This window comes from Saccharospirillum mangrovi (genome assembly GCF_003367315.1).
GTDB lineage: Bacteria > Pseudomonadota > Gammaproteobacteria > Pseudomonadales > Natronospirillaceae > Saccharospirillum > Saccharospirillum mangrovi.
Genome location: NZ_CP031415.1, coordinates 617,816 through 638,729, shown reverse-complemented (window position 1 = coordinate 638,729; position 20,914 = coordinate 617,816). Strand labels below are relative to the sequence as shown.

The 20,914-nt window shown below is 47.0% G+C and carries 15 protein-coding genes and 1 pseudogene; 8 read left to right on the top strand and 8 right to left on the bottom strand.

Annotation, left to right across the window (positions count from 1 at the left end):
- Window positions 1–48 precede the first annotated feature (48 nt).
- The 6 genes from DW349_RS03085 to DW349_RS03060 all read right to left on the bottom strand — a co-directional run bounded on the left by DW349_RS03085 (window position 49) and on the right by DW349_RS03060 (window position 6,280).
- Window positions 49–1,203, bottom strand: coding sequence for a reverse transcriptase family protein (locus DW349_RS03085; protein ID WP_108126734.1), 1,155 nt, complete (start codon window positions 1,201–1,203; stop codon window positions 49–51).
- Between the two features lie 178 nt (window positions 1,204–1,381).
- Window positions 1,382–2,605 carry a phosphoribosyltransferase-like protein gene (locus tag DW349_RS17300; protein WP_157954427.1) on the bottom strand — a complete coding sequence of 408 codons (1,224 nt, stop codon included), beginning with the start codon at window positions 2,603–2,605 and terminating at the stop codon, window positions 1,382–1,384.
- 128 nt (window positions 2,606–2,733) lie between these two features.
- Window positions 2,734–3,387, bottom strand: a complete 654-nt coding sequence (locus DW349_RS03080; protein WP_108126732.1) for a GNAT family N-acetyltransferase — start codon at window positions 3,385–3,387, stop codon at window positions 2,734–2,736.
- 707 nt (window positions 3,388–4,094) lie between these two features.
- The gene (locus DW349_RS03070) at window positions 4,095–4,781 is read right to left on the bottom strand and encodes a peptide arginase family protein (RefSeq protein ID WP_108126730.1); all 687 of its coding nucleotides are present in this window, start codon (window positions 4,779–4,781) and stop codon (window positions 4,095–4,097) included.
- 66 nt (window positions 4,782–4,847) lie between these two features.
- Window positions 4,848–6,023: a cyclophane-forming radical SAM/SPASM peptide maturase GrrM/OscB gene (gene grrM, locus DW349_RS03065; RefSeq protein WP_108126728.1), complete on the bottom strand. Its 1,176-nt coding sequence runs from the start codon at window positions 6,021–6,023 to the stop codon at window positions 4,848–4,850.
- On the bottom strand, window positions 6,020–6,280 hold the full coding sequence (locus DW349_RS03060; protein WP_108126726.1) for a hypothetical protein: 261 nt from the start codon (window positions 6,278–6,280) through the stop codon (window positions 6,020–6,022). The genes grrM and DW349_RS03060 overlap by 4 nt, the downstream gene beginning before the upstream one ends.
- 339 nt (window positions 6,281–6,619) lie before the next feature.
- On the opposite strand from DW349_RS03060, the gene DW349_RS17595 reads away from it, so the two are divergent.
- The 4 genes and pseudogenes from DW349_RS17595 to avs3b all read left to right on the top strand — a co-directional run bounded on the left by DW349_RS17595 (window position 6,620) and on the right by avs3b (window position 15,511).
- A complete protein-coding gene (locus DW349_RS17595; RefSeq protein WP_108126724.1) occupies window positions 6,620–7,255 on the top strand; it encodes a phage integrase N-terminal SAM-like domain-containing protein in 636 nt (211 codons plus the stop codon).
- Between the two features lie 14 nt (window positions 7,256–7,269).
- A pseudogene (locus DW349_RS17590) lies at window positions 7,270–7,527 on the top strand (tyrosine-type recombinase/integrase).
- Between the two features lie 1,032 nt (window positions 7,528–8,559).
- A complete protein-coding gene (avs3a, locus tag DW349_RS03045) occupies window positions 8,560–14,838 on the top strand; it encodes an AVAST type 3 anti-phage nuclease/ATPase Avs3a (RefSeq protein ID WP_108126722.1) in 6,279 nt (2,092 codons plus the stop codon).
- On the top strand, window positions 14,762–15,511 hold the full coding sequence (gene avs3b, locus DW349_RS03040; protein WP_108126720.1) for an AVAST type 3 anti-phage protein Avs3b: 750 nt from the start codon (window positions 14,762–14,764) through the stop codon (window positions 15,509–15,511). Before avs3a ends, avs3b begins: the two co-directional genes overlap by 77 nt.
- A 168-nt stretch (window positions 15,512–15,679) precedes the next feature.
- Here the strand turns inward: avs3b and DW349_RS03035 are convergent, their stop codons facing one another.
- The gene (locus DW349_RS03035; RefSeq protein ID WP_108126719.1) at window positions 15,680–16,099 is read right to left on the bottom strand and encodes a hypothetical protein; all 420 of its coding nucleotides are present in this window, start codon (window positions 16,097–16,099) and stop codon (window positions 15,680–15,682) included.
- 1,389 nt (window positions 16,100–17,488) lie between these two features.
- The gene (locus DW349_RS03030) at window positions 17,489–17,857 is read right to left on the bottom strand and encodes a hypothetical protein (protein ID WP_108126718.1); all 369 of its coding nucleotides are present in this window, start codon (window positions 17,855–17,857) and stop codon (window positions 17,489–17,491) included.
- Window positions 17,858–18,004: 147 nt separating this feature from the next.
- On the opposite strand from DW349_RS03030, the gene cobU reads away from it, so the two are divergent.
- The 4 genes from cobU to DW349_RS03010 are packed head-to-tail and all read left to right on the top strand — an operon-like array spanning window position 18,005 to window position 20,900.
- Window positions 18,005–18,529 carry a bifunctional adenosylcobinamide kinase/adenosylcobinamide-phosphate guanylyltransferase gene (cobU, locus tag DW349_RS03025; protein WP_108126717.1) on the top strand — a complete coding sequence of 175 codons (525 nt, stop codon included), beginning with the start codon at window positions 18,005–18,007 and terminating at the stop codon, window positions 18,527–18,529.
- Entirely contained in the window at window positions 18,519–19,586 is a 1,068-nt protein-coding gene (gene cobT / locus DW349_RS03020; protein ID WP_108126716.1) for a nicotinate-nucleotide--dimethylbenzimidazole phosphoribosyltransferase, read from the top strand. Before cobU ends, cobT begins: the two co-directional genes overlap by 11 nt.
- Window positions 19,583–20,359, top strand: coding sequence for an adenosylcobinamide-GDP ribazoletransferase (locus DW349_RS03015; protein ID WP_108126715.1), 777 nt, complete (start codon window positions 19,583–19,585; stop codon window positions 20,357–20,359). Before cobT ends, DW349_RS03015 begins: the two co-directional genes overlap by 4 nt.
- A complete protein-coding gene (locus DW349_RS03010; RefSeq protein WP_157954426.1) occupies window positions 20,352–20,900 on the top strand; it encodes a histidine phosphatase family protein in 549 nt (182 codons plus the stop codon). The genes DW349_RS03015 and DW349_RS03010 overlap by 8 nt, the downstream gene beginning before the upstream one ends.
- Window positions 20,901–20,914 lie beyond the last annotated feature (14 nt).

Sequence of the window (20,914 nt, the reverse complement as noted above, 5' to 3'; positions counted from 1 at the left end):
TGCCTGCGATTGTTAGGGCTGTACCAAGATGGCGTGATCAAGTCACCTTTACCATTTATCTAATGGTGGCCAACTGATACTTTCAAATTTTTCCAAACACAATGCGCCAAACTCCGGTTCAACCTTTTTAGCCCATGCTATCTTGCCCCTGACATGATGAAACAAAGTCGACACCGAAAGTTTTCGGGCCTCTGCGTGCTTAGAAGGGCCATGCTCTTGTGAACACAAATAGTATAGGTGTTGACGTATTTGGTCCTTATACTCCTTACTCAATCTTGGATTTGTACTATCAACCAAAATTCCCAGTATAATCCTTCTTGCGCCCGGACCACGAATAGCAGTCTTCCTTTTATTTGGGTTAAAACCTGCCTCAATCAATAGGCGATTAACTTTTTTCTTAAATCTAGTTATATCCACTATTGTCGCGCTTTTTTCTGTTGAAAACGCAAGGTCATCAGCATATCGTGTATACGTAAACCCGCTACAATTAGCCAAATGTTCTAGATCTTTATCAATAGCTTTCATAACAAGATTCGAAAGCATTGGACTTGAGGGGGCTCCTTGAGGGAGGAACCCCTCATTAGAGCAATAGTAATTCGGAATCGAAGGCCACCGGGAAGAATCTGATCGAAAAATGTCTTCACTGCTTTTATTACTAAGGCCTGTCGTCGTAGTTATGCGAGCCAATTCAAACGATAATAATTTTGTATAACCAAGATCTCTAAATACCTTATAAACCATACGCTCAGATATGCTGTGGAAGAAATTCTCAATATCGATCTTTAGTAGCCACTTACATCCGCAGTGCCTACTAGCAGCAAAAATAGGCTGAGAATCAGGATGATAGGCAAAACTTGAAGGGTGTGCGTTGGTGTTGCTTAATATTTTGGCCGTTATCCATTTCTGAACTGTAAGCAATGATGCTTCAGGAATATGTATTTCTCGGTAACGAGACCTACCAGGAACTTTCTTCTTGAAAAGAACACGCTTGTATTTTCCAGACTCACGACTTACAACTTTCCTTAAATATCCGTAGTTAATATCCGTTAGCCAACTTAAATGACGGAGCGTTAGAACAATTGGCAACCGCTTATTAATACTCTGAATTCGTTTAATTACTTCAACGGAAGCAGCGATAGAATCGTCATCTATCCCGTGCTTTTCACCTTCAAATTGGTAGCGCTGAGGACTCCAGAAAAACATTACTTTGACCCACCTCGGTGGGGATCAGCGCGATCTAGCCCTAAGACATCGCCCGGGCTAGATTGCGCTGATGCGCAGCATGAAAAGACTGCTCCGCGATCTGAGCACAGGAACTCCCGTACCCTAGGCTCCGCAGAAGGAACCCCTTGCCACTTTCGTGGCAAATATCTAATCTCTTTCATAGAGCCCTCAGCTGAGTTGGATAGTAAAAGCTTTCATCGCTACCTACAAGCAATGGTGCTTTCCGGCGGCGCCGACGGAAACGTGCGAGTTCACGCATTCCCAATTGCGTCAATCGGTGTTCACAATTCAGCCACCGCGCTTGAATCGCTAACATAAGAATGTTGTCCACAGTATTAATTTTCATGCGAACCCTTGCAGAAATCTCACCTGGGTCCTTTAACCCTTTTTCAGCTGCCGCTAAGACCTTTAAAACCGTCACCCACTCTTCGTTTTTGGAGCTATCCAGCTTATTTCTTGCATCTCTTATGTTAAGCAGACGATGCGTTCGTTGGTCATGAGCGTTGCACTCATCAAATCTGAATAGTTCACTTGGAAGCTCACTGGTACTCCGCCCACGAAATAAAGGTCTCCATCCCGATCTCCTGCTGTGAAGAATTGGAGGGGTGTTGTTAGGACAACCATGAGAAAATGCTATGAGCGCACCGCTGGCTAGAAAGCCCAGCGGCTCCGGATGCCTTTTTGGCTGCGAATGGCATATCCTTTCCACTTCTTTACGTCTTTCGCCTACGAAAGAATTTTGTATAGTAGGGCACCCCATTACGACAAGGACTTCGGGCCGCAACCTGTGAGACCGGACTGCCTTTAGCCCTTCTGTTGTTCCAGAGTAAGCGAGAACGACAAATTTAATAAGTTTATATGAAGTCCAGCTATTAAGAGTCGCAACAGAACCGAGTGAGTCAAGCATTCTGATAATACGTTGGCCCGAACCAATAAAATCGGTTACGACGCCAATAACTCTAACCTTTTCACTACGTAATTTATTTGGTCCTGGGTGGGAAAAACAAAACCCCCCTTTCCTTCGGGAATAATCAGTAATAAGGTTTGCAACAATTCCCTCACTTCCTACTTCTTGGTTCCTAGGATCAGCAACTATGGGAGGCACTCCACTTCCTTCCGCCCGTCCATGTCTCGAATTTGGAAAAAAGCAAGGGGTATTACCAAAAACTTTTTTTACCGGACGCTCGGCATAAAGGGCGATTTTTTTAGGGCAGGCTTTTGACCCACTGATCGAATCTAACAGCGAATTCAACTCTTCGACAAAGTCATCCCTACTGACCAGCAACACTTCGTTAACTAAATCAATTGCCGCTTGTCGATCTTGGTCTTCAAAATTGTCAAGCCATGACCTTACGGTGTCTTCTTCTGAGAGAGATGCCATTTAATAATCTCTAATTAAATAATTTGAGCTATGCCAACCAATTCACCCTAACGCCGCCAACACAGGCCGAGCGACAGAGAGGTCCAGCCCAATGCGTTTTTTTCATTGGGCGATTGTGCTTGGCTTTGTTATGCATTCTTTAGAACTTTGTGCATTGGAATACCTGCCTCCAGCTCAAGATATGCCCTTCCAGCTGGTGTGTCTTCAACCATAAACCCATAACTTTCAAAGAAAGGTACAAGATCTATATACGCTGCAGACAGCGTGATTTCAGGAATATCGTTTTCAGAGCAGAACTTTTCACAGTTTTCCAAAAGCTCAGGAAACAAACCTAAACCTTTATAATCTTGATAGTGATACTGCCTTTCTGTCTCAGGTATTGGTCCATATGGGTTGATGAAAGTAACATCTGATATTCGCAATACATTTGGCCACGTAACCGCAAGTAATAACTCAGCACATAATGTATCTTCAAGAGATTCATCTATAACATGTGCGGTTGTGTATAGAATATCTTTTAAGACTTTTAACCCTGTAAGGCGCTCCATAGCCAAATATAATTTAGGGGAACCGTCATCAAAAAATGAGCCTAACGCTCTAGGGTCACAACTTGGATTTTGTTGAACATACCTATCCCAAGCCCCGCCACCTATCTCTACCATACAGCCTGTCTTTAGATTAGCTATTTCATTAAGATTTTTACGGCCTCGTTCTTGAATTGATATTTCACTATTGAATTTTTTGCTAATGGACTCTTTTGGGAAAATATCCGATAGGTTCATATTGATTCCATTTGATTGCATAACGCCGCTCAGCACGCGCGGCTACGGAATGGAGGCGAAGCCGAAATGTAGTAGACGTCGCCGTGACTGGCTTGGTTAGGCGAGTGTCCGGCTTAAGATCTCGCTGCACAGTTCCTCAACCGGCCTATCGGAGTCTAAACGCAAAACCGGACAACCCAATCCCGACATCCAGCGCTCATAATGATAAAACTACGAATTGGCGCCTGCGCATGGTCGTAGCTTGAAGCCCAGCGCATAAATTCAAGATGCTGCTCGCGCATGTCACCCCCAGGTAGAATCCGATCACCATATCGCGTTCGCTCCCTCTCAGCTATTCGAGCCATTCGAACCGCCGGGTCAAGATAGAGGAAGATAGCGAGGGTAAAATGGTGTAGCAACGAATCTCCCCAGCTACAAATCGAGCCAGACAAAACCCAACGCTCTTTACCCTAAATGTCATGATCAATCTTCACTATGCGTTCTGATGGCTCATGCTTATGAGCAAATGGCGGTTCACTCTTGTGCCAATAGTATGAATCTGTATCGAGATGAACCGCCAATCTCTCTCGTAAGGTACTCGCCGAGCGTCGAGGTACCGGAGCCTGACGCGCCAAAGATGTGAATTCGGTGGATCATGTGTTATTGCCTAACGTCGTACTCTGGGGGAATCCGAAGCGCAGCGTAGGTTTGTCCCTAGGAGTACTTTGTTAGGAGTTTCTACGCCACTCATTAAATTTTTCTACAACCCTTTTTGTGAGTCTTTTGGTATCATTTTTCGTGCCAGAGTAGCCATATGACATGGATATGGTGACCACCTCAGCGGATATGACTAATTGTTTACAGCTTTCAAGGAACTCTTCGATCTCATTGTCCGACCATATATCCGATTCATAGTATTTATTTGATCGGTTAAAAACATCTACACAGAAATCAAAAAATATTGGCTTATCAGTTTTTAATTCAGAAAGTGTATTTATTGAGTCGTGCAATACCTGCTTGCAATTGTACTTATCTAGAAAATTCTCGTAGATAGCTTCTTCGCCGCTTTCATCCCCCTGAAGACAATAAAAGTGAACCTCATCGATAATTCCTTTTGCTATAGCAGGACATATAAAAGAATCATATCTAATGAAGTTTTCTTCTTTAACGATTGCAATAATTTCGTTCTCATCCGACGAAAAAAAATTTTCTTCTTCCTCTGGGTGCTCCCAAAAGTCGTATCCAGCATCCCAATGATAATCGACATGTACTAGCAAATAATGATTTTCGGAATTTCTTTCTTTATTCCAAATAACAAATGACCATTTATGGCTGTCCATTAGCCACAAGCCGTTCCCGATATGTTCATAATAATCGTCATTATTTTCGAATATATCATCAGGAAGTTGGCCCATGTAGACTCCTAACGTTTACAGCACTGGCGCGGGCATTTTCGCGTCCATTGCCTGTGATTGTTATAACTAGTGTGAACTTTTGATACTAAAGCCACTTTCAATATTTCCTTGAGTTGAAGCAAGCTTTTCTAACAGGACATCGTAAAGTGTTTTTCGTAACAATCTACAAGCTGTTGATTCTGGCCGTGTCAAATCAGAGGTTTCAAAAAAGACATTTGAAGCATATGATCCACCACACAGATCAAAATACTGGCAAGAATTTTCACAATTTTCCTTATGTTTATCCATGTCATTTTTGATTGTGAGAAATTGCTTTGAAGATGAAATATCTGAAAAGGTATCACGATGGACATTACCAATTACGAAGTCACTATATTTATCGCTTTTTGCGCCAGCAAATTCAGGAGAATATGTGCTCAGACTACCATCTTTCTGAACAGTAACTATACCAAAGTCCTGAACCTCATCAGGCGTTCTTCGGTAGAGGGGGTCAAGTATCTTTTTATGTGAAACATTAAAAAAATCCTGAAACTCTCTTACATCAATGATGCCGCTATAGGGCAACCATAAGTCATAAAATTCTGATACAAACTCTCTAAACTCTGTAATAACGTCAGAATGAATTAAATCGACACGAATCCCTAAAGAGGAATTTGTATTTGCATTTTCTATTTCTTCAACATTAAATCCAACTGACGGAAAACGATTTTCAACGAAAAAATTTAATATTTCTTTTGGGTATCTTAAGTGCTCTCTAGTAAGCACACATAATGCTCCTGAGGAAATGCCATTAGATCGAAGCAGGCAATATTTTTCCATTACTTCTCTATGTGTGCCTTTTCCGTTCCAGCCAACTCGATTTATATCGTGCAGAAATTCTGGCCCATCAATACTAAACCCAACATTAACTTTTTTCGTCCTAAAGAAGTTACACCAATCTTCATTGAGTAAAAGTCCGTTAGTTTGAAACGAATGAACAACTATATTCTTATTTTTGTTGTATTTTTCTATCAGTTCGAATACTTCTCTATAAAAAGGTAAACCAACGACTAGCGGCTCCCCTGAATGCCATAAAAACTCGACAGATTCATTCTCTTCTAGGAAGGCACTCCCGAAAAGCCCTGAAAACAGATTCTCGAGAGTGTCTTTCGACATCCTTGTTTTATCGCTACGGTTGGGAACATAGCAATAAGAACAGTTGATGTTACAAAAGGATGTCGGCTGTACAACAATCAATTTCATTTCTTAAATTCGTCTTCAAATGAGTCGAAATCAAAATCTGCCTTTTCTCCTGCCTTTCCCCATGTTTTAGACCACCTATCTTTATCATTCCAGTTATCATGCCAATCTGAAAAGTGCCCGTCAGGGAGTTTAAGCCCTCTCCCAACCCTAATTTGAGCGATAAGCTCAGGATCAATACTTCTGAGCCTGTCTTTAAATTCCTTTGTAAGTTCAGTAATACTGTTTTCAATTGCTTCTACATCTACTTTCTTAGTCATCTTCAAACCTCCTAGGTCTCTGGTAGAAAGAGTTATAACATCTGATTCTATGTCGTTTATGACGTATATCTAGAAATCAGCCTACTATCCAGACTGCCGCGGGTCCTCCCAAAGCCCGCCGGACGGGCTTACCGCAGGAGGAGCCCAAATTATCAATGCTTCGAGATAGGCGCCTCTTCAGCCTATATATCCCGGATAACTCGTCACTTTTGAAGACTATCCACGAATCACCCGGAATAGTCGTCATGCCCCAACCATTTTTTGAGATTTTCGTCACAGAAATCCTTAGCCGAATACTGTTTATATATACAGTATCGTGTAACAAGGGAAGGAATCCTGATGGACGTACGAAAAACGCTTCCGCCCATTAATCAACATCGCTTCATGGATCAGTTTCGGGCGGCCATTCGCGTTCGGGGTTATTCCCAGGCCGGGCAGATGCAGGCCCACCATATCGAATCCTTTCTGTCTCATTTGGCCGTCGATCGCTTTTCGTCCGTTAACACCCAACGCACGGCACTGAACGCTCTGGTTTTCCTGTTTCGTGATTTTTTAGGACAGACAATCGGTGACTTAAACTTCAACCGGGCCAACCGTCCAAGGAGATTGCCCACCGTTCTGTCCCGAGCAGAAGCGAACGCCATTATTCTACAGTTGACCGGTCGGCATAAATTGGTGGTGCAACTGCTCTATGGCCGTGGTTTGCGCATCATGGAAGCCATGCGGTTGCACCTCGCGAACCAAGGGTTGTTTGTTCAGGATGCAAAGGGAGGTAAAGCCCGTCAAGCGCTTTTACCAACCAGTCTTATCACAGCATTACAAGAACAGATCGCGCGGGTAGAACAGTTGCATCACGCGGATCTTCAGTCTGGGCACGGTAGCATCTACTTGCCGAATGCATTGGCGCGAAAGTATTCCAACGCCCCTACGAGCTCGCGTGGCAATACCTATTTCCAGCCGACCACTACTCGGTAGACCCACGTACCAGGGTGGAGCGTCGCCATCACTTCGGTGAACAACAGGTTCAGCGAATATTGAAGCGCGCTGTGAAAACGACCGGCATCAATAAACGGGTAACGTGCCACACCTTCCGCCATTCCTTCGCGACATAACTACTGCGCCAGGGTGCGGACCTGCGCAATATTCAGGAGATCCTGGGGCATCGCTCCATCGAGACGACACAGATCTACACTCATGTTGTGGGGTTGCACGAGCGAGGCATGGTCAGTCCAGTTGATCAGTGCTGAGGCGGTTTGGGCACGCTACCGCCCGGCCGGTTACGGGGCACGCCACGGATACGGGTTGTCAGCCCAGCAATACCGCGATCTGTGAAGTTGGTCAATGTTAGCGGGCGCGTTTCTGTCCGGTATTGGTGCGATTGGGGGCCGGAACGGCATGTTGAGCTGTTTCGCTGTCCGAACCGCCGCAGGCATTCGCAAGTGGCGCGTTTGAAGCCGCGCTGCTTGGGGTACGGCTTACTCGCCAGGCATCAGGTGGTGGTAGCCTGGCGCGCCCACCCAGCTTGCCAGCCTAAGCTGCCAGAAAGGTTGGAGGGTACAGGATTGCAGAGAGGCTGGCTGATAACATCAGGTCAGCAGCTCATAGTCTGAAACTTTGGCAAATGAACCCTTTAAATGTGGCTTCAAGTCAGCAAAAGACCGCTCCTGTAAAGAAAATCGAAGAAGCCTTAACGATATGTATGAGTTACAGATGTGTTGTGGAAGCTGAAGGGCTTCAGAGTAACCCAGTATTTCAGGAGCAAGATTTTCTCGACTGGGTTTCTCCTCACGATTAAAGGAGAACATGGCTTAGTGAGAGATGTTGAAAATTTCCCAATTTTACTTCACCCCCTGTCGTTTAGAGCATTGACGCTTTAGATAGGGCGTTTCCAGGCATTCTGGACAATTTATAGTCGCAACAGCACGACTATTGCAGGCTGCATAACTCTCTACGAATAACTGCGGTTGGAAATTTGGGGGATTACAGTCTGCCTATTCTTTGGACAAACTCGAAAACAAGCACTTGGACGTGTATAAGTGTTGATGATAAATGTACCACCTTTGATGCTAAGCTTTGGGACTAGGCCCGCAGGTAAAGCAATACGAGCCCTGGCATGGCTTTTGCGGAATCAGTTAAACCACGCCATTGAAATTCTTCATCAACGCCCCCGCCCAAGGAGTGAAAAGCACTAACATCCATCTGAGCTAGACCATCAATCGTGGATCGCTCAGGCTGTTGGAGAGAATTCACTCCACCAACCAAGGGATTAAACAATAATAATGTCCGACACAGATTTAGTCCGCGCAAGTCGAGATGGAGATCAATTTCACTATTTGTGGGCGGCACGCCGATGTCTTCTTCTTCTTTCCCCTAATACAACTCTAAAAGCCATTACAATCGAAGGTGCGTCATCCTCAGAAACGGGCACCTCTAAACCTGTTACCGCGGGAGAAGAACTCATTGATGTCGGAGAGTATTACGGCAGTGCCACGCTAGAAAAGGCAACATGCATCCGATATGTCCAGGTCAAGCATTCGACACTAAGAATCGACAAAAATTGGCCACCTAGCGAGCTTGAAAAGACCCTGTCCCGATTTGCAGAAAGATATAAAGCTATTCAAGAGCGATTCCCTAATGAGAACTTGGAGAACAAGTTGGAATTTTGGTTTGTTTCTAACCGCCAGATTAACAGTTCTTTCTTGGAAAGCATTTGGGAAGCAGGTAACGAAAGAAAGATTCAAAATCAAACTAATCAATCAAAGCTCGAAAAATTCACCGGGCTTAGCGGAGCATCATTAAAAAGTTTCTGCAAGCTACTCCATCTTGATGAAAGTCACTCAGGATTATGGAACGCATGGAATTTGTTAAACCACGATCTCAAAAACTACCTGCCAGATATTGACGTTGACGCGCCTATTCTACTCAAAGAACTAGTAACCAAGAAGGCCCTATCCTCTAGTGCAGAGAATCCTGAAATCACCAAGATGGATGTACTGAGAGTACTGAAAACAGACGAAGACTACCTATTTCCAGCTCCGTGTCTCATAAAAGATACGGATCACATGGTTCCTCGCGAGCAAGAGCCAGAAATTCATAAAAGAATAGTGGATTCAGATATTCCCATTATCATTCATGCAGATGGTGGTGTTGGAAAATCTATACTTGCAACACGCATCAGGTCAGCTCTGCCAACAGGATCATTGAGTGTACTATATGACTGCTTTGGTGATGGGCAATACCGTAGCGCCAGTGGGTACAGACACCGGCACAAGGATGCCTTGGTACAAATCTCGAATGAACTGGCATCTCAAGGCATATGCCACCCATTAATTCCAAGCCGTCATGCAGAGCCTTCAGCTTATGTAAAAGCTTTCATCTACCGCCTTAGGCAAAGCATCAATTCATTGAGAAGTCAGAAGCCAGATGCACTTCTTTGCATCGTTATAGATGCAGCAGACAACGCACAAATGGCAGCTGAGGAAATTGGCGAAAACCGATCATTTGTCAAAGATTTAATACGAGAACAAGTACCGGAAGGGGTACGTTTTGTCTTTTTATGTAGGACCCATCGTCAAGAGTATTTAGCACCGCCAACAGATGTTCTTCGGATTAACCTATCCCCTTTTAGCTTAGCTGAAACGACTGCACATTTGATCCAGGCGTTTCCTGAGGCGACTGAACAAGACGTCCACGAATTTCATCGCTTAAGCTCCCATAACCCGCGAGTCCAAGCTCTCGCACTGTCTCAAAACAACTCCCTTAGCGAAACTTTACGGGCACTAGGCCCAAACCCAACCACCGTTGAAGATACGATTGGCAACTTATTAGAAAAATCTATATCAAAACTTCAGGACGCCGCAGGGAGTGTAGAAAAAACTCAAATAGATAAAATCTGCGCAGGCATTGCCGCACTCCGCCCACTGATCCCCATATCTGTTTTGGCATCAATGTCGGGAGTCAGTGAACCAGCGATCAAGAGTTTTGCGCTTGACCTCGGCCGCCCCCTGCTGATCAGTGGAAATACAATTCAGTTCTTCGATGAGCCAGCCGAGACATGGTTTAGAGAGAAATTCAAACCAAACGACTCTGCGCTGGCAGACTTCGTATCAGGATTGAAGCCACTAGCCTCGAGCAGTGCTTACGTCGCATCCAGTTTACCTCAACTTCTACTGGAAGCAGGACAATTCACTGAGCTTGTCGAACTTGCACTATCTTCTGATGGTCTCCCAACTGATAGTCCCATCGAGAAAAGGGATGTCGAGTTACAGCGCCTCCATTATGCGCTTAAAGCCAGTCTACGTAATAAGCGTTACCCCGATGCAGCAAAATTAGCCTTAAAAGCTGGCGGAGAAAGTGCAGGTGATGAACGTCAGCGTCGATTGATTCAAGCAAATACTGACTTAGCTGCAGAATTTTTGGACAGCGACCGCATACAAGAACTCGTTTCTAGGCGCACATTTGGATCAGGATGGGTAGGGTCTCACCATGCATACGAAGCCGGTTTATTATCTGGACATAGTGAACTTCTGGGTGATGCCGGATCCAGGTTAAGAATGGCTCACGAATGGCTGGAAAACTGGAGTCGGCTTCCAGAGGAAGGGCGACAAAATGAAGAGATTACAGATAGTGATATTCTGGAAATAGCAACAGCTCAATTAAACATCTATGGTGCACAAAGCTGCGCTGATGAGCTCCGTCGATGGCAACCTCGTAGCATCTCATTCCGCATTGGCAGAATGTTAGCGATCCGACTTATTGATCATGGTCGTTTCAGCGAACTCGATAACCTCGCGATTGCCGCAGGAAACAATTTTTGTCTTTCGCTTGCCATTATACAAGAATTAAGGGATGTATACCGAAATCCACCAAAGGGTATCGTTGAAAAAGCCCTTCGGCTCGTTACCAGCCGACATGTCACGCTAAAAGACAACGACCATTGGCACAATGAAGATGCTTCCTTGATCGAGATGATCACAACACTTGTTGAATCATCGTATAGATTGTCTGTGAGCGATCGAAATGTTTTGATTGCACTATTAAGCCGCTATTTGCCCGCATCACCTCCGCGTAGCCTCGCATCACGCCATGGTATACTTCGTCTTCCTTTACTTCGTGCCTATACGCTTAGGGCCGCGCTTTCTGGCCAAAAACTCGACGTGATTGAGCTAGCTCACGATGAATTGCGGAAGGAGTTAGAAGCAGCCAAGACATATTCCGAATCACAGGAAGCTCGAGATTTCAAAGAGAGTGTCGGCGCCCTCTTACCCTGGATACAGCTGTGGGCTGACGCACTAGTACACCCAATATCGCTTGCCGATTTTCCAGGCAGGTTCGATGATGCTAAATCTGCCGCTGAGAGTGTAAAACATCATAGCTACCGGGAAGATTCAGACACCAGCAATTATATTGCCAGGATTTGGCTTGATATCCTATTAAGTACTGATAGGGCTGACTCGCGGCTGATCGATCCATTCGATCAGTGGATAAGAGGACTAAATCGTCCGCTACCTACAACAACACTTACAAATATTTCACGAAAATTGGCACATTCAGTTGCTCCTGCAAAATACTCACTCGAATATGCCAATCAATCATTCAAGCGTTGCCTTGAGGAACGTGAAGATGCTGAATCTAAGTCTGACGGTTTCATAAAGCTGGCAAGGGCGATACTGACAAAAAGCCATTCGGAAGCAGCCTACTATTTCAATCAAGCAGTTGAGGTAGCCAGCAAAGTCGGTGATGAGAACCTGGACCGATGGGAAGCACTACTGAACCTTTCTGAGCGCGCGGCCGTACAGGAGAAGCCAGAACCGCACTCTGCATTTCGACTGGCTCGGTGCGCAGAACTAACGTATGACTATGTTGTGCGCGATAAGTATTTTGATTGGATCGCTACTGTAGAAGCAATTACAGGCTTATGCGGAAGTTCATCCATTGCAATATTAAGCCGTTGGCGAGATAGAAATTTCGGGTGGTTTGAGGAAACACTGCCTATCGCAATCAACTTCCTCGTTTCACGCGGAGATCTGAATCCTAAACTTGCACTGACATTGACTGCCATTCGCGCACGATGGGATAAACCGAAATTACTACAGCATGCATTAGAAGCGGATATAACCAAGACAGAAAAGCAAGTTGTTTCGGATTTTATTTACCGCTACATGGCGCTTGAAGAGCAAAGCGCTATGACATGGAAGACGTTTAAATCAATATTAGGCACCCACAATATAGCCATTCCGGAAATTTCTGAGAGAATAAATTTTCTTGAACTCAAAGAGGAAACAGAAAAAAACCACTATATACCCAGTAACCAATTCACTAAATCCAGAAAAAGCGAGCGCGACTGGGGACAATTATTTTCCAGCATTGATCTCAGTTCCTCCAACGATATTGCGTGTGCCTATCGATACTTCAGAAATTCAGAGCCCCCACACTATATTGAACACTTTTTTGAAGAAGCTTGTAGACGTGTCATTGCTGGCAAAGAAGCTGAGTTTATTTCAGCAGTTGCCGAAGTCGGCGACTTCGATCTCTATCACCTACGTTACTTGCTTGAATGCCTCCCGGAGAGCTGGAAATATCGAGTTTCTGTAAAGCCAGCCCTGGCAAAAATAATAAAATGTTTCTGTCGCCGATTTTGCATGGAAATCACAAAAAGCCGTCATTATGAAAGACTTCCTCTTCGCATAGCATGCGAGCAGTCGGACCTCTCAGAAAAGGACATCCTGACAGAAGTCTTGACCGCTATAGGAGAAGCTTCTGACATCGCAAACGCGAGCCGTTTGTTTACGTTAGTAGGCCTTCTTACACCGATGATGACTAAAGAACATGCACTGGAAGTGCTCTCATTCGGCTTGGACTTGCTCGATCCCGTATTGGAGGTCAGTGATGGTGATGGCCCATGGTCAAGTAATTTCTCACCTCCGCTTGATATTGAAAGCTCGCTAGCTGGATGTGTGTGGGGGTGCCTAGCAGCACCACGCGCAAGCCTGCGTTGGGAAGCAGCCCATGTGGTTCGTGCATTTTACACTTTTAACCTCCATAAGATAGTTAATCATTTAGTTGTATTTGCAAGTGGCGCATCTGTCAGTGCATTTCATGATGCACGCCTGCATTTTTACGACATGCATGCGCGGTTATGGCTACTGATCGGATTATCGCGTGCTGCAAAGGACTACCCCGTCGTCCTTGTCGATCATACTGACTTTCTTACTCAACTCGCATTCAATAGCGAACCTCACGTTCTAGTTAGAGAGTTTGCAAAACGCATACTACTGGCAATACTTGACGCCGGACTTATAGACCCAAAGAACAATCTTCGGTCACGACTTATGTCCATCAACACCTCCCCATTCCCTCCTCTAGGATCAAAATCCAATAGCCACATTAATTATGCCCCCCCTGAGACCGATGATGATGACGAAGACAGTTTTTACTTCGGCATTGACATAGGACCTTATTGGTTGGAACCACTTGGAAGATGCTTTGGCAAATCTCAATCGCTGATTGAGCGGGAAGTCTTGTCGGTTATAAGAGACGACTGGAATTTAACAACCAGCAGCCGCTGGGATGCAGATGAGCGACATAAGAAACAAATCTATCAAGATCGGGAAACTCACCACTCACATGGCTCATATCCACGCGCAGACGAATTGCGATTTTATCTTTCATATCATGCAATGATGGTAGCCGCTGGTAAAATTCTAAGCCGGTATCCTGTTCACAATGTTGTTGACGAATGCGAGGATGATTTTTGTGAATGGCTCAGTCGCCATGATCTAAGTCGCTCGGACTATGGCTGGCTTGCTGACCGCCGAGACCCACATCCGCTTGAGCGAGTCGCATGGAAAGAGGACATAGAATCTGAAGACTGGCGCTGGCAACTCACACGTAGTGACTTTGATAAACTCCTTATCCCTCAAGACAATACTATCAATCTGTGGGGGCACTGGAATAGGATGTCTGGGCGCAGAAATGAATCGATTAATATCAACAGTGCTCTCGTCTCCTCTAATCGATCTACAGCTTTGCTAAGCGCTTTACAAAGTGTAGTCAATCCACATCATTATCGAATTCCTGATGCATGCGATTCACAAATTGATTTTAATGGTTTTCAGCTTAAAGGGTGGGTTATCGATCAACCTCAAAGTAGTAAATTAGACGAATTTGATCCATGGGCAGGGGCCGTAAGTTATCCGCCACCTGCTCCTGCAGAATTTGTTATTCAATGTATGAAACTTAAATCCGATACCGAAAATCGACATTGGTTTGTTGAAAATGAAGATACATGTAGTCTGTGCTCCCATACATGGGGAAACTTTCGTGATCGAGACAATGACGATTCGAACCTAGAAAGCGGGACTCGTCTACAATCATCTCTTCAGTTTGTATTCAATCTCCTACACAGGCTAGAAATGGATTTAATTGTGAAAGTAGAAATCGAGCGGCGTCGCCGCTCCTCTCATTGGGAAAATAATTACGATGACGAAACCAGATTCACACCAGCAAGCGCCAGACTCTTCCTTATTAAAAAAGACGGTAGCATCAAAACGCTCTAGAGCTGTGCTCGATTTGGGAAAAAAGCTTACCCGAGAATTGGATCTCGATCAGTCCGTTGATACTCTTGGACGCTGGATGGCCCATTATATCGCAGAGTTAATATATGATGCAGAAAATGCAGCCTCCGAAGAAAAACCATCCAGAATGCGTGATTGTAGTGAGGCTATCCTGGATCTCTGGAAGCATCGGCATGAATTACCAGATGGAAGCCGACCTTTTGAAGCCCTGGAACCAGCACTACGATTACTTGAAAAGCTTGACCCCGATAACCACACACCAAGATTCTTTAGTAGGATAAGAGAGGCTGGCGATGACATCCAAGACACAGAGTCACAGTCTTGGCTAAAGGTTATCGACGGGATAGATTATTCTGCACGATTACTTATTCGCTATTGTTTAGTAAGAGCTGCCGAAAGTGCCCTTGAGGAATCTCAAGAATGGTCTGCACTAGCTGAAGAAGCGGGTGTGGGTGAAGACGCCGATATTTCTATTGTACGTATAATTTATAATGAACATAATCTAGAAGCCAAACCTAACCCAAGTGCAGAAGAGCAAGAGCGATTAGAGGACCGCCTCAATCGTCTAAAAGGGTTTCTTCAAATGGCTGAATCGTTAGCTTCTGATTTAGAGCAAAGACTAGAAAAAACCAAGAGCGAATCCACTTCGGAGTAGTTACAGTATGCAGATAAACTTTCCACGCTATTCATGGTAAAAGGTCTTAGAAGACTTACTCAGTAACGCGAAGCTGGTTTCGAATTGGTCCCGAGACTCTCTGAAAAGCTTCAGCCAGCTCCACGCATTTACGACAAGTTTCAACACCGTTACGACTCGCTGGCCCACCTATCGCTTGTATTCAAAGTAGAGAGTGTCTGCCTTCCCCTGGTCGTCCATTCCCACGGAACGTTCAACATGCTCGTTCTCGAAACTGATTTTCAGGATCTCGTCTTCCGTAAGCCCGACATAACGAATCAGGTGCATCGCCGTTTGCTGCCCCTTCTTGTCGCCAGAGGCTTCATCCTTTTTCTTTTTGAGATAAGCAACCAGTGCGTCCGTCTTTCTCTTCCAACTACATCGATACACACAATACCCGTGAATGCCGACACCAGCACCAGCCAGTGTCACTATAAAACCCGCAATAGCAGTAATATCGGCCCAATAAGCGAGATATATACTTGAGTTCACATTGCCCCCTTTATCTAACGTGATTAAAAACACCTCTAAATTATTGATTGAAGCAGCCTTAGACTGTAATCCCCTCATTTAACAATGGTTCAATGAACTAATATAGCTGCGATCGCGTCCGCTTTTATACTAAAAAACAGATACCCATTATTTACGGAAGGGCGAAGTTAAGACACTTCACTCGAATCTTTGCGAGCTCCGATAAAGTCGCTTCAAGGTCGATCGACTTTCCTCGAAAGGTTAGCGTTTTTGTAGATGGGTTATAACTTCGGTGGAAGTACTGCGGAAATACATCTGCATTGGGACTAAAAGGATCAATTCTATAGTCCATGTATACAGCAGAGTTTTTTTCTTTGAACCATTCTTCTATTCGCTCATCGTAGTGTTCAAAGTGATTTCGAAAAGTCCGCTCGGAGAGTAAATTATCGTCTTCCACACCAAGAAGATTTCGCAAGTGCTTTCCGCGCTGAATACTACCTCTATTAGAAGGCCATAAAATCTTCGAAACATTTGCAGTAGCAACTAAAATCGACTGAATAGCTGACCATGTTTCTATGAGATCCGTAGTGCTTTCAAGTTGGAAAGCTGCCAACTCAGCAAATTTAGCTTGAGTAACAATTTCGCCTATAAGTACTATTTCAACAAGTGGCTTAATATCAGCACCTATTACCGTTAGTGTTTATTGAAACTCCGATTCATTGAATCACAGTAACTTTTCTAGGCACTTACAGGTCGTCTTTTACATATCTCGAGTTTCGCAAATGTTCCTGTAAGGATGTTATAATGAACAACTCGGCAATTCATCGTTAACTAATAGCCACGAAAACACATCTAATATTACTACCATCACTTACCAGCTAAAACACCACTGCTGACTGGCGATTTAACGGATGCCAAAAACGCCCAGCGTCGTCTCCCTGCTTCGGATCTGCTATATGCCTTCATCAAGCGCACTCGCTCTTCGGCTTTGCGGTCGACCTCCGCTTTCACTTCAGCCGGCAGCTTACAATTCGTTTCATATAGTGGCATCGGTCTCACCTCAAAATTTCAGCCCAACATTAGAAAGCACGCATATATCCTGTAACTCTACTACTTGTGGCCACAGCCACATGTAAACTCCCGAGCATTACCATTAGATTGCTTGGATAAATCGATTTTCACAAACAGAGCCATGTAACAGGATGTTGCTTTCGAAAACTTAAAATCCCAAGTGCCGGACGTCTTTCCAATAAAAATCACCTTAAACTATTACTATCAAATCCATCATATGCATAGGCTATGGTAGTGGTGTAAAAGTGAGAGATTTTATAATTTAATGGTATAAATGTGCTTATAAAGTATTGGTATAAAACCTCTAGAGGCCAGTGTTTTCGGCATCGGTTTTATAATTTATTAGTACAATCGACACCTGAATCGGTATTGATCAGCAATAAAAGCGCCGCCAATCATGGCGGCGCGCAGGTTCAGTTAGTCGGGAAAACGCAGTCCGACAGAAGTCACACCACCGGCCACGGTAAAGTGAGCGCTCTGTGCGTCACCGGTGTCCGGCCGAATAGCCTCGATACGATAATCACCCGCCGGTAATTGCACCCGCAGCCAAGGGCCATCGGTTTGACCACCGGCAACTGGCTGTCCGGATGCGTTGTACAGGGTGTAATCGATACCGGCCAGATAAGACCCGCTGGCAACAAAACATTCAATGCGGGTGTTGTAGTTGGGGGCTTGTTCTCGTTCCGCTATACCAACGCCACCGGTCCAGACATCTTCGGCCTGAACGGGCAACGCAGCGGCGGCGACCAGCCCCAAGGTCGCCATCAAGTAGAGACCCGTTTTCATGGCTGTTCTCCTCGGTGGGGTGCTGGCAACAGCACCATGCCGTTACCGGCCCACCACTGATACAGATGTGCCTGTCGGACCTATTTTCAAGAGTCGCTTTTGTACGTTTAGTGTTAGGCTCCGTGGACACTTTAGACAGCCACCTGCATGACCGTTCATCTGATCCTCGGTGGCGCCCGTTCCGGTAAATCCCGCTTTGCTGAACGCTGCGCTTTAGCTCAGTCCGACCCGCTGATTTATCTCGCTACCGCACGCGCTGGCGATGCTGAAATGCAGGCGCGTATTGCGCATCATCAGGCCGGACGCGATGTCCGTTTCCAAACCCATGAATGTCCGCTCGAACTGGCCTCGGCCGTTGCGGAATTTGACCAAAGCGGCGTGACCGTTCTGGTCGATTGCCTGACGCTCTGGCTCAGCAATTGGCTGACTGAAAACCCCGAGGGCTGGCCGCAACAACGGCAGGTGTTTTTGCAGACAATGGCACACACCAAAGGCCAGTGGCTGCTGGTCAGTAACGAAGTCGGTCAGGGCATTGTGCCGCTCGGTGAATTAAGCCGGCGCTTTGTGGATGAAGCCGGTTGGTTGCATCAGGAACTGGCGGAACTCGCCAACGAAGTCACCTGGGTCGTTGCCGGTTTAGCGCAACGGTTGAAACCAACTCATGCCATTTGATTTTGACATTCGCCCGCTGGCGTCCGACCTAAACGCTGCCATTGAGCAGCACCTGAACAACCTGACCAAACCGCCCGGTTCACTCGGTCGATTGGAAAGCCTCGCCGCACAGATCGCACGTCTGCAACACAGCCTGATGCCGCAACTCAAGCATTTGCACCACTGGGTGTTTGCCGCCGATCACGGCGTTTGTACGCAACAGATCAGCCCGTACCCCAGTGCAGTGACGCGCCAGATGGTGCTGAATTTTCTCGCAGGTGGCGCGGCCATCAATCAGTTTTGCCAACAGCATGGCGTGCCGCTGAAGGTGGTTGATGCCGGCATTGATGGCGACGCTCTGCCCGACCATCCCGACCTGATCAACGCCCGTATCGCTAACGGCAGCGCCGATTTCAGCCAGCAACCGGCGTTGACAATCTCCGAGTTCGATGCAGCCATAAAGACCGGCGCCGAGCTGGCGCAACAATCGTTCGACCGGGGCGCCGATGTACTCAGTTTTGGTGAAATGGGCATCGGCAACACCACGGCCGGCGCGGCGTTGATGGCGGCTTGTTTGCAGTTGCCAGCGGCCGATTGCGTTGGTGCAGGAACCGGCGCTTCAACCCAAATGCAGGCACACAAAGCCGAGGTGATTGACGCGGCTATCGCCCTGCATCGACATCAATTGAAAGACGGCGCGGCCATTTTGCGACACCTGGGTGGCCTGGAATTGGCGATGATGGCCGGCTCTATGGCGGCCACAGCGGCAGCCGGCAAACCCTTTATCGTCGATGGCTTTTTGGCGACCGCAGCGCTGACCACCTTGTGGCGCGATCACCCCGCTATTCTCGACTACGCCCTGTTCAGCCATTGCTCGGACGAAAGCGGCCATCGCCGTTTGCTCGACGCATTGAACGTCCAGCCGTTGTTGCAGTTGAATTTGCGCCTCGGCGAAGGCACCGGCGCCGTTCTGGCCTGGCCGCTGATACAGTCGGCACTGGCGTTTTTTACCGGCATGGCGAGTTTCGACAGCGCCGGGGTTAGCAAAGAAAAGGGCAGCAAGGACGGCGCTCAATGATTCGCCAGCTCGTCCGCCAGTATCACGCCTTCTTCAACGCCTGGGTGTTTTTCACTCGATTGCCCGCGCCATCCGGTGTGGTCTTTAACGACGACTATTTAAACGCCGGCAGCCGTTATTTCAGTTGGGTCGGTGTCGTCGTCGGCGTTGTGTTGGCCGCCGCGTTTTACGGCTTGAATCTGCTGTTCCCAACACCGTTGGCCGTCGGCCTGATGCTCGGCGTCAGCTTGCTGCTGACCGGCGCCTTTCATGAAGACGGTCTGGCCGATCTGTTCGATGGCCTGGGCGGCGGTTATACCCGACAAGCCGCGCTCGACATCATGAAAGACAGCCGACTCGGTACCTACGGCGCAGCGGCCTTAATCGTATCGATGGGCATTCGCTGGTACGCACTGAGTGTCGTGTTATCGACCGAGCCGTTGGCCGCGTTCTGGCTGCTGCCGTTACTGCACGGCTGGAGTCGGTTCTGGTCGATCTCGACGTTATGGACGCTCGACTACGCCCGCGCCGACGCCGAATCCAAAAGCAAACCGCTGGCGACGCATTTTGGCGTCATCGCTTCGTTCATAGCGGCTGTGCCGGTTCTGGCATTGCTATTACTGCCGTCGGTGACAACACTGATCTGGGCGCTGCCGCTGGCGTTGCTGTTGCGTGCCATTCTGACCGGCTGGTTCCGCCGCCGGCTCGGTGGTTACACCGGCGATTGTCTGGGCGGCGCGCAGCAATTGCAGGAACTGCTGTTGCTGTTGGTCTGGGTCGCACTCGGTGTTTAACAGCCCCCTGCTGTTGCGCCACGGCGCGCCGCAAAACACCGGCTTCTGTTATGGCCGCAGCGACCCCATCTTGGTGGCAACGCCAGCGCAAACGGCGCAGCGAATCCGCGCCCAATTGCCACCCTGGCGACGGCTATTTTGCAGCCCGACACCACGCTGCGCTGAATTGGCCCAAACACTGGATAAGCACGCCGTGCTGACACCGGCGCTGCAAGAACTGAATTTCGGCGACTGGGAAGGCCAACGTTGGGACGACATCGACCGCGCCAGCCTGGATGCCTGGGCCAAACGGCCGCTGGATTTCGTCATGCCTGGCGGTGAAAGCGGTCGCGATCTGTACCGACGCGTCGCCGACTGGGCCGAAACACTACAATTTGAACGCGACGATATGATCGTTGCCCACGCTGGCAGTCTGCGCGCTCTGGCCGCCGTACTGCTGCAACGACCGTTCGACGATTGCTGGCAATGGCCGTTAGCCTATGCCACGGCGGTTCGGCTCGATCCGGCCCGCGCAGGTTTCGTACCCGATGAAACGGCTTAACGCCGTCGAGAAAC

Coding starts and splice junctions, on each gene's coding strand:
- DW349_RS03070 (WP_108126730.1), bottom strand. CDS start 4,781: ATGGGCCAACTTCCTGATGATATATTCGAAAATAATGACGATTATTAT.
- avs3a (WP_108126722.1), top strand. CDS start 8,560: ATGTCCGACACAGATTTAGTCCGCGCAAGTCGAGATGGAGATCAATTT.
- DW349_RS03060 (WP_108126726.1), bottom strand. CDS start 6,280: ATGACTAAGAAAGTAGATGTAGAAGCAATTGAAAACAGTATTACTGAA.
- cobT (WP_108126716.1), top strand. CDS start 18,519: ATGCCATTTGATTTTGACATTCGCCCGCTGGCGTCCGACCTAAACGCT.
- cobU (WP_108126717.1), top strand. CDS start 18,005: ATGACCGTTCATCTGATCCTCGGTGGCGCCCGTTCCGGTAAATCCCGC.
- avs3b (WP_108126720.1), top strand. CDS start 14,762: ATGACGAAACCAGATTCACACCAGCAAGCGCCAGACTCTTCCTTATTA.
- DW349_RS03035 (WP_108126719.1), bottom strand. CDS start 16,099: ATGAGGGGATTACAGTCTAAGGCTGCTTCAATCAATAATTTAGAGGTG.
- DW349_RS03080 (WP_108126732.1), bottom strand. CDS start 3,387: ATGAACCTATCGGATATTTTCCCAAAAGAGTCCATTAGCAAAAAATTC.
- DW349_RS03085 (WP_108126734.1), bottom strand. CDS start 1,203: ATGTTTTTCTGGAGTCCTCAGCGCTACCAATTTGAAGGTGAAAAGCAC.
- DW349_RS17300 (WP_157954427.1), bottom strand. CDS start 2,605: ATGGCATCTCTCTCAGAAGAAGACACCGTAAGGTCATGGCTTGACAAT.
- DW349_RS03030 (WP_108126718.1), bottom strand. CDS start 17,857: ATGAAAACGGGTCTCTACTTGATGGCGACCTTGGGGCTGGTCGCCGCC.
- DW349_RS17595 (WP_108126724.1), top strand. CDS start 6,620: ATGGACGTACGAAAAACGCTTCCGCCCATTAATCAACATCGCTTCATG.
- DW349_RS03015 (WP_108126715.1), top strand. CDS start 19,583: ATGATTCGCCAGCTCGTCCGCCAGTATCACGCCTTCTTCAACGCCTGG.
- grrM (WP_108126728.1), bottom strand. CDS start 6,023: ATGAAATTGATTGTTGTACAGCCGACATCCTTTTGTAACATCAACTGT.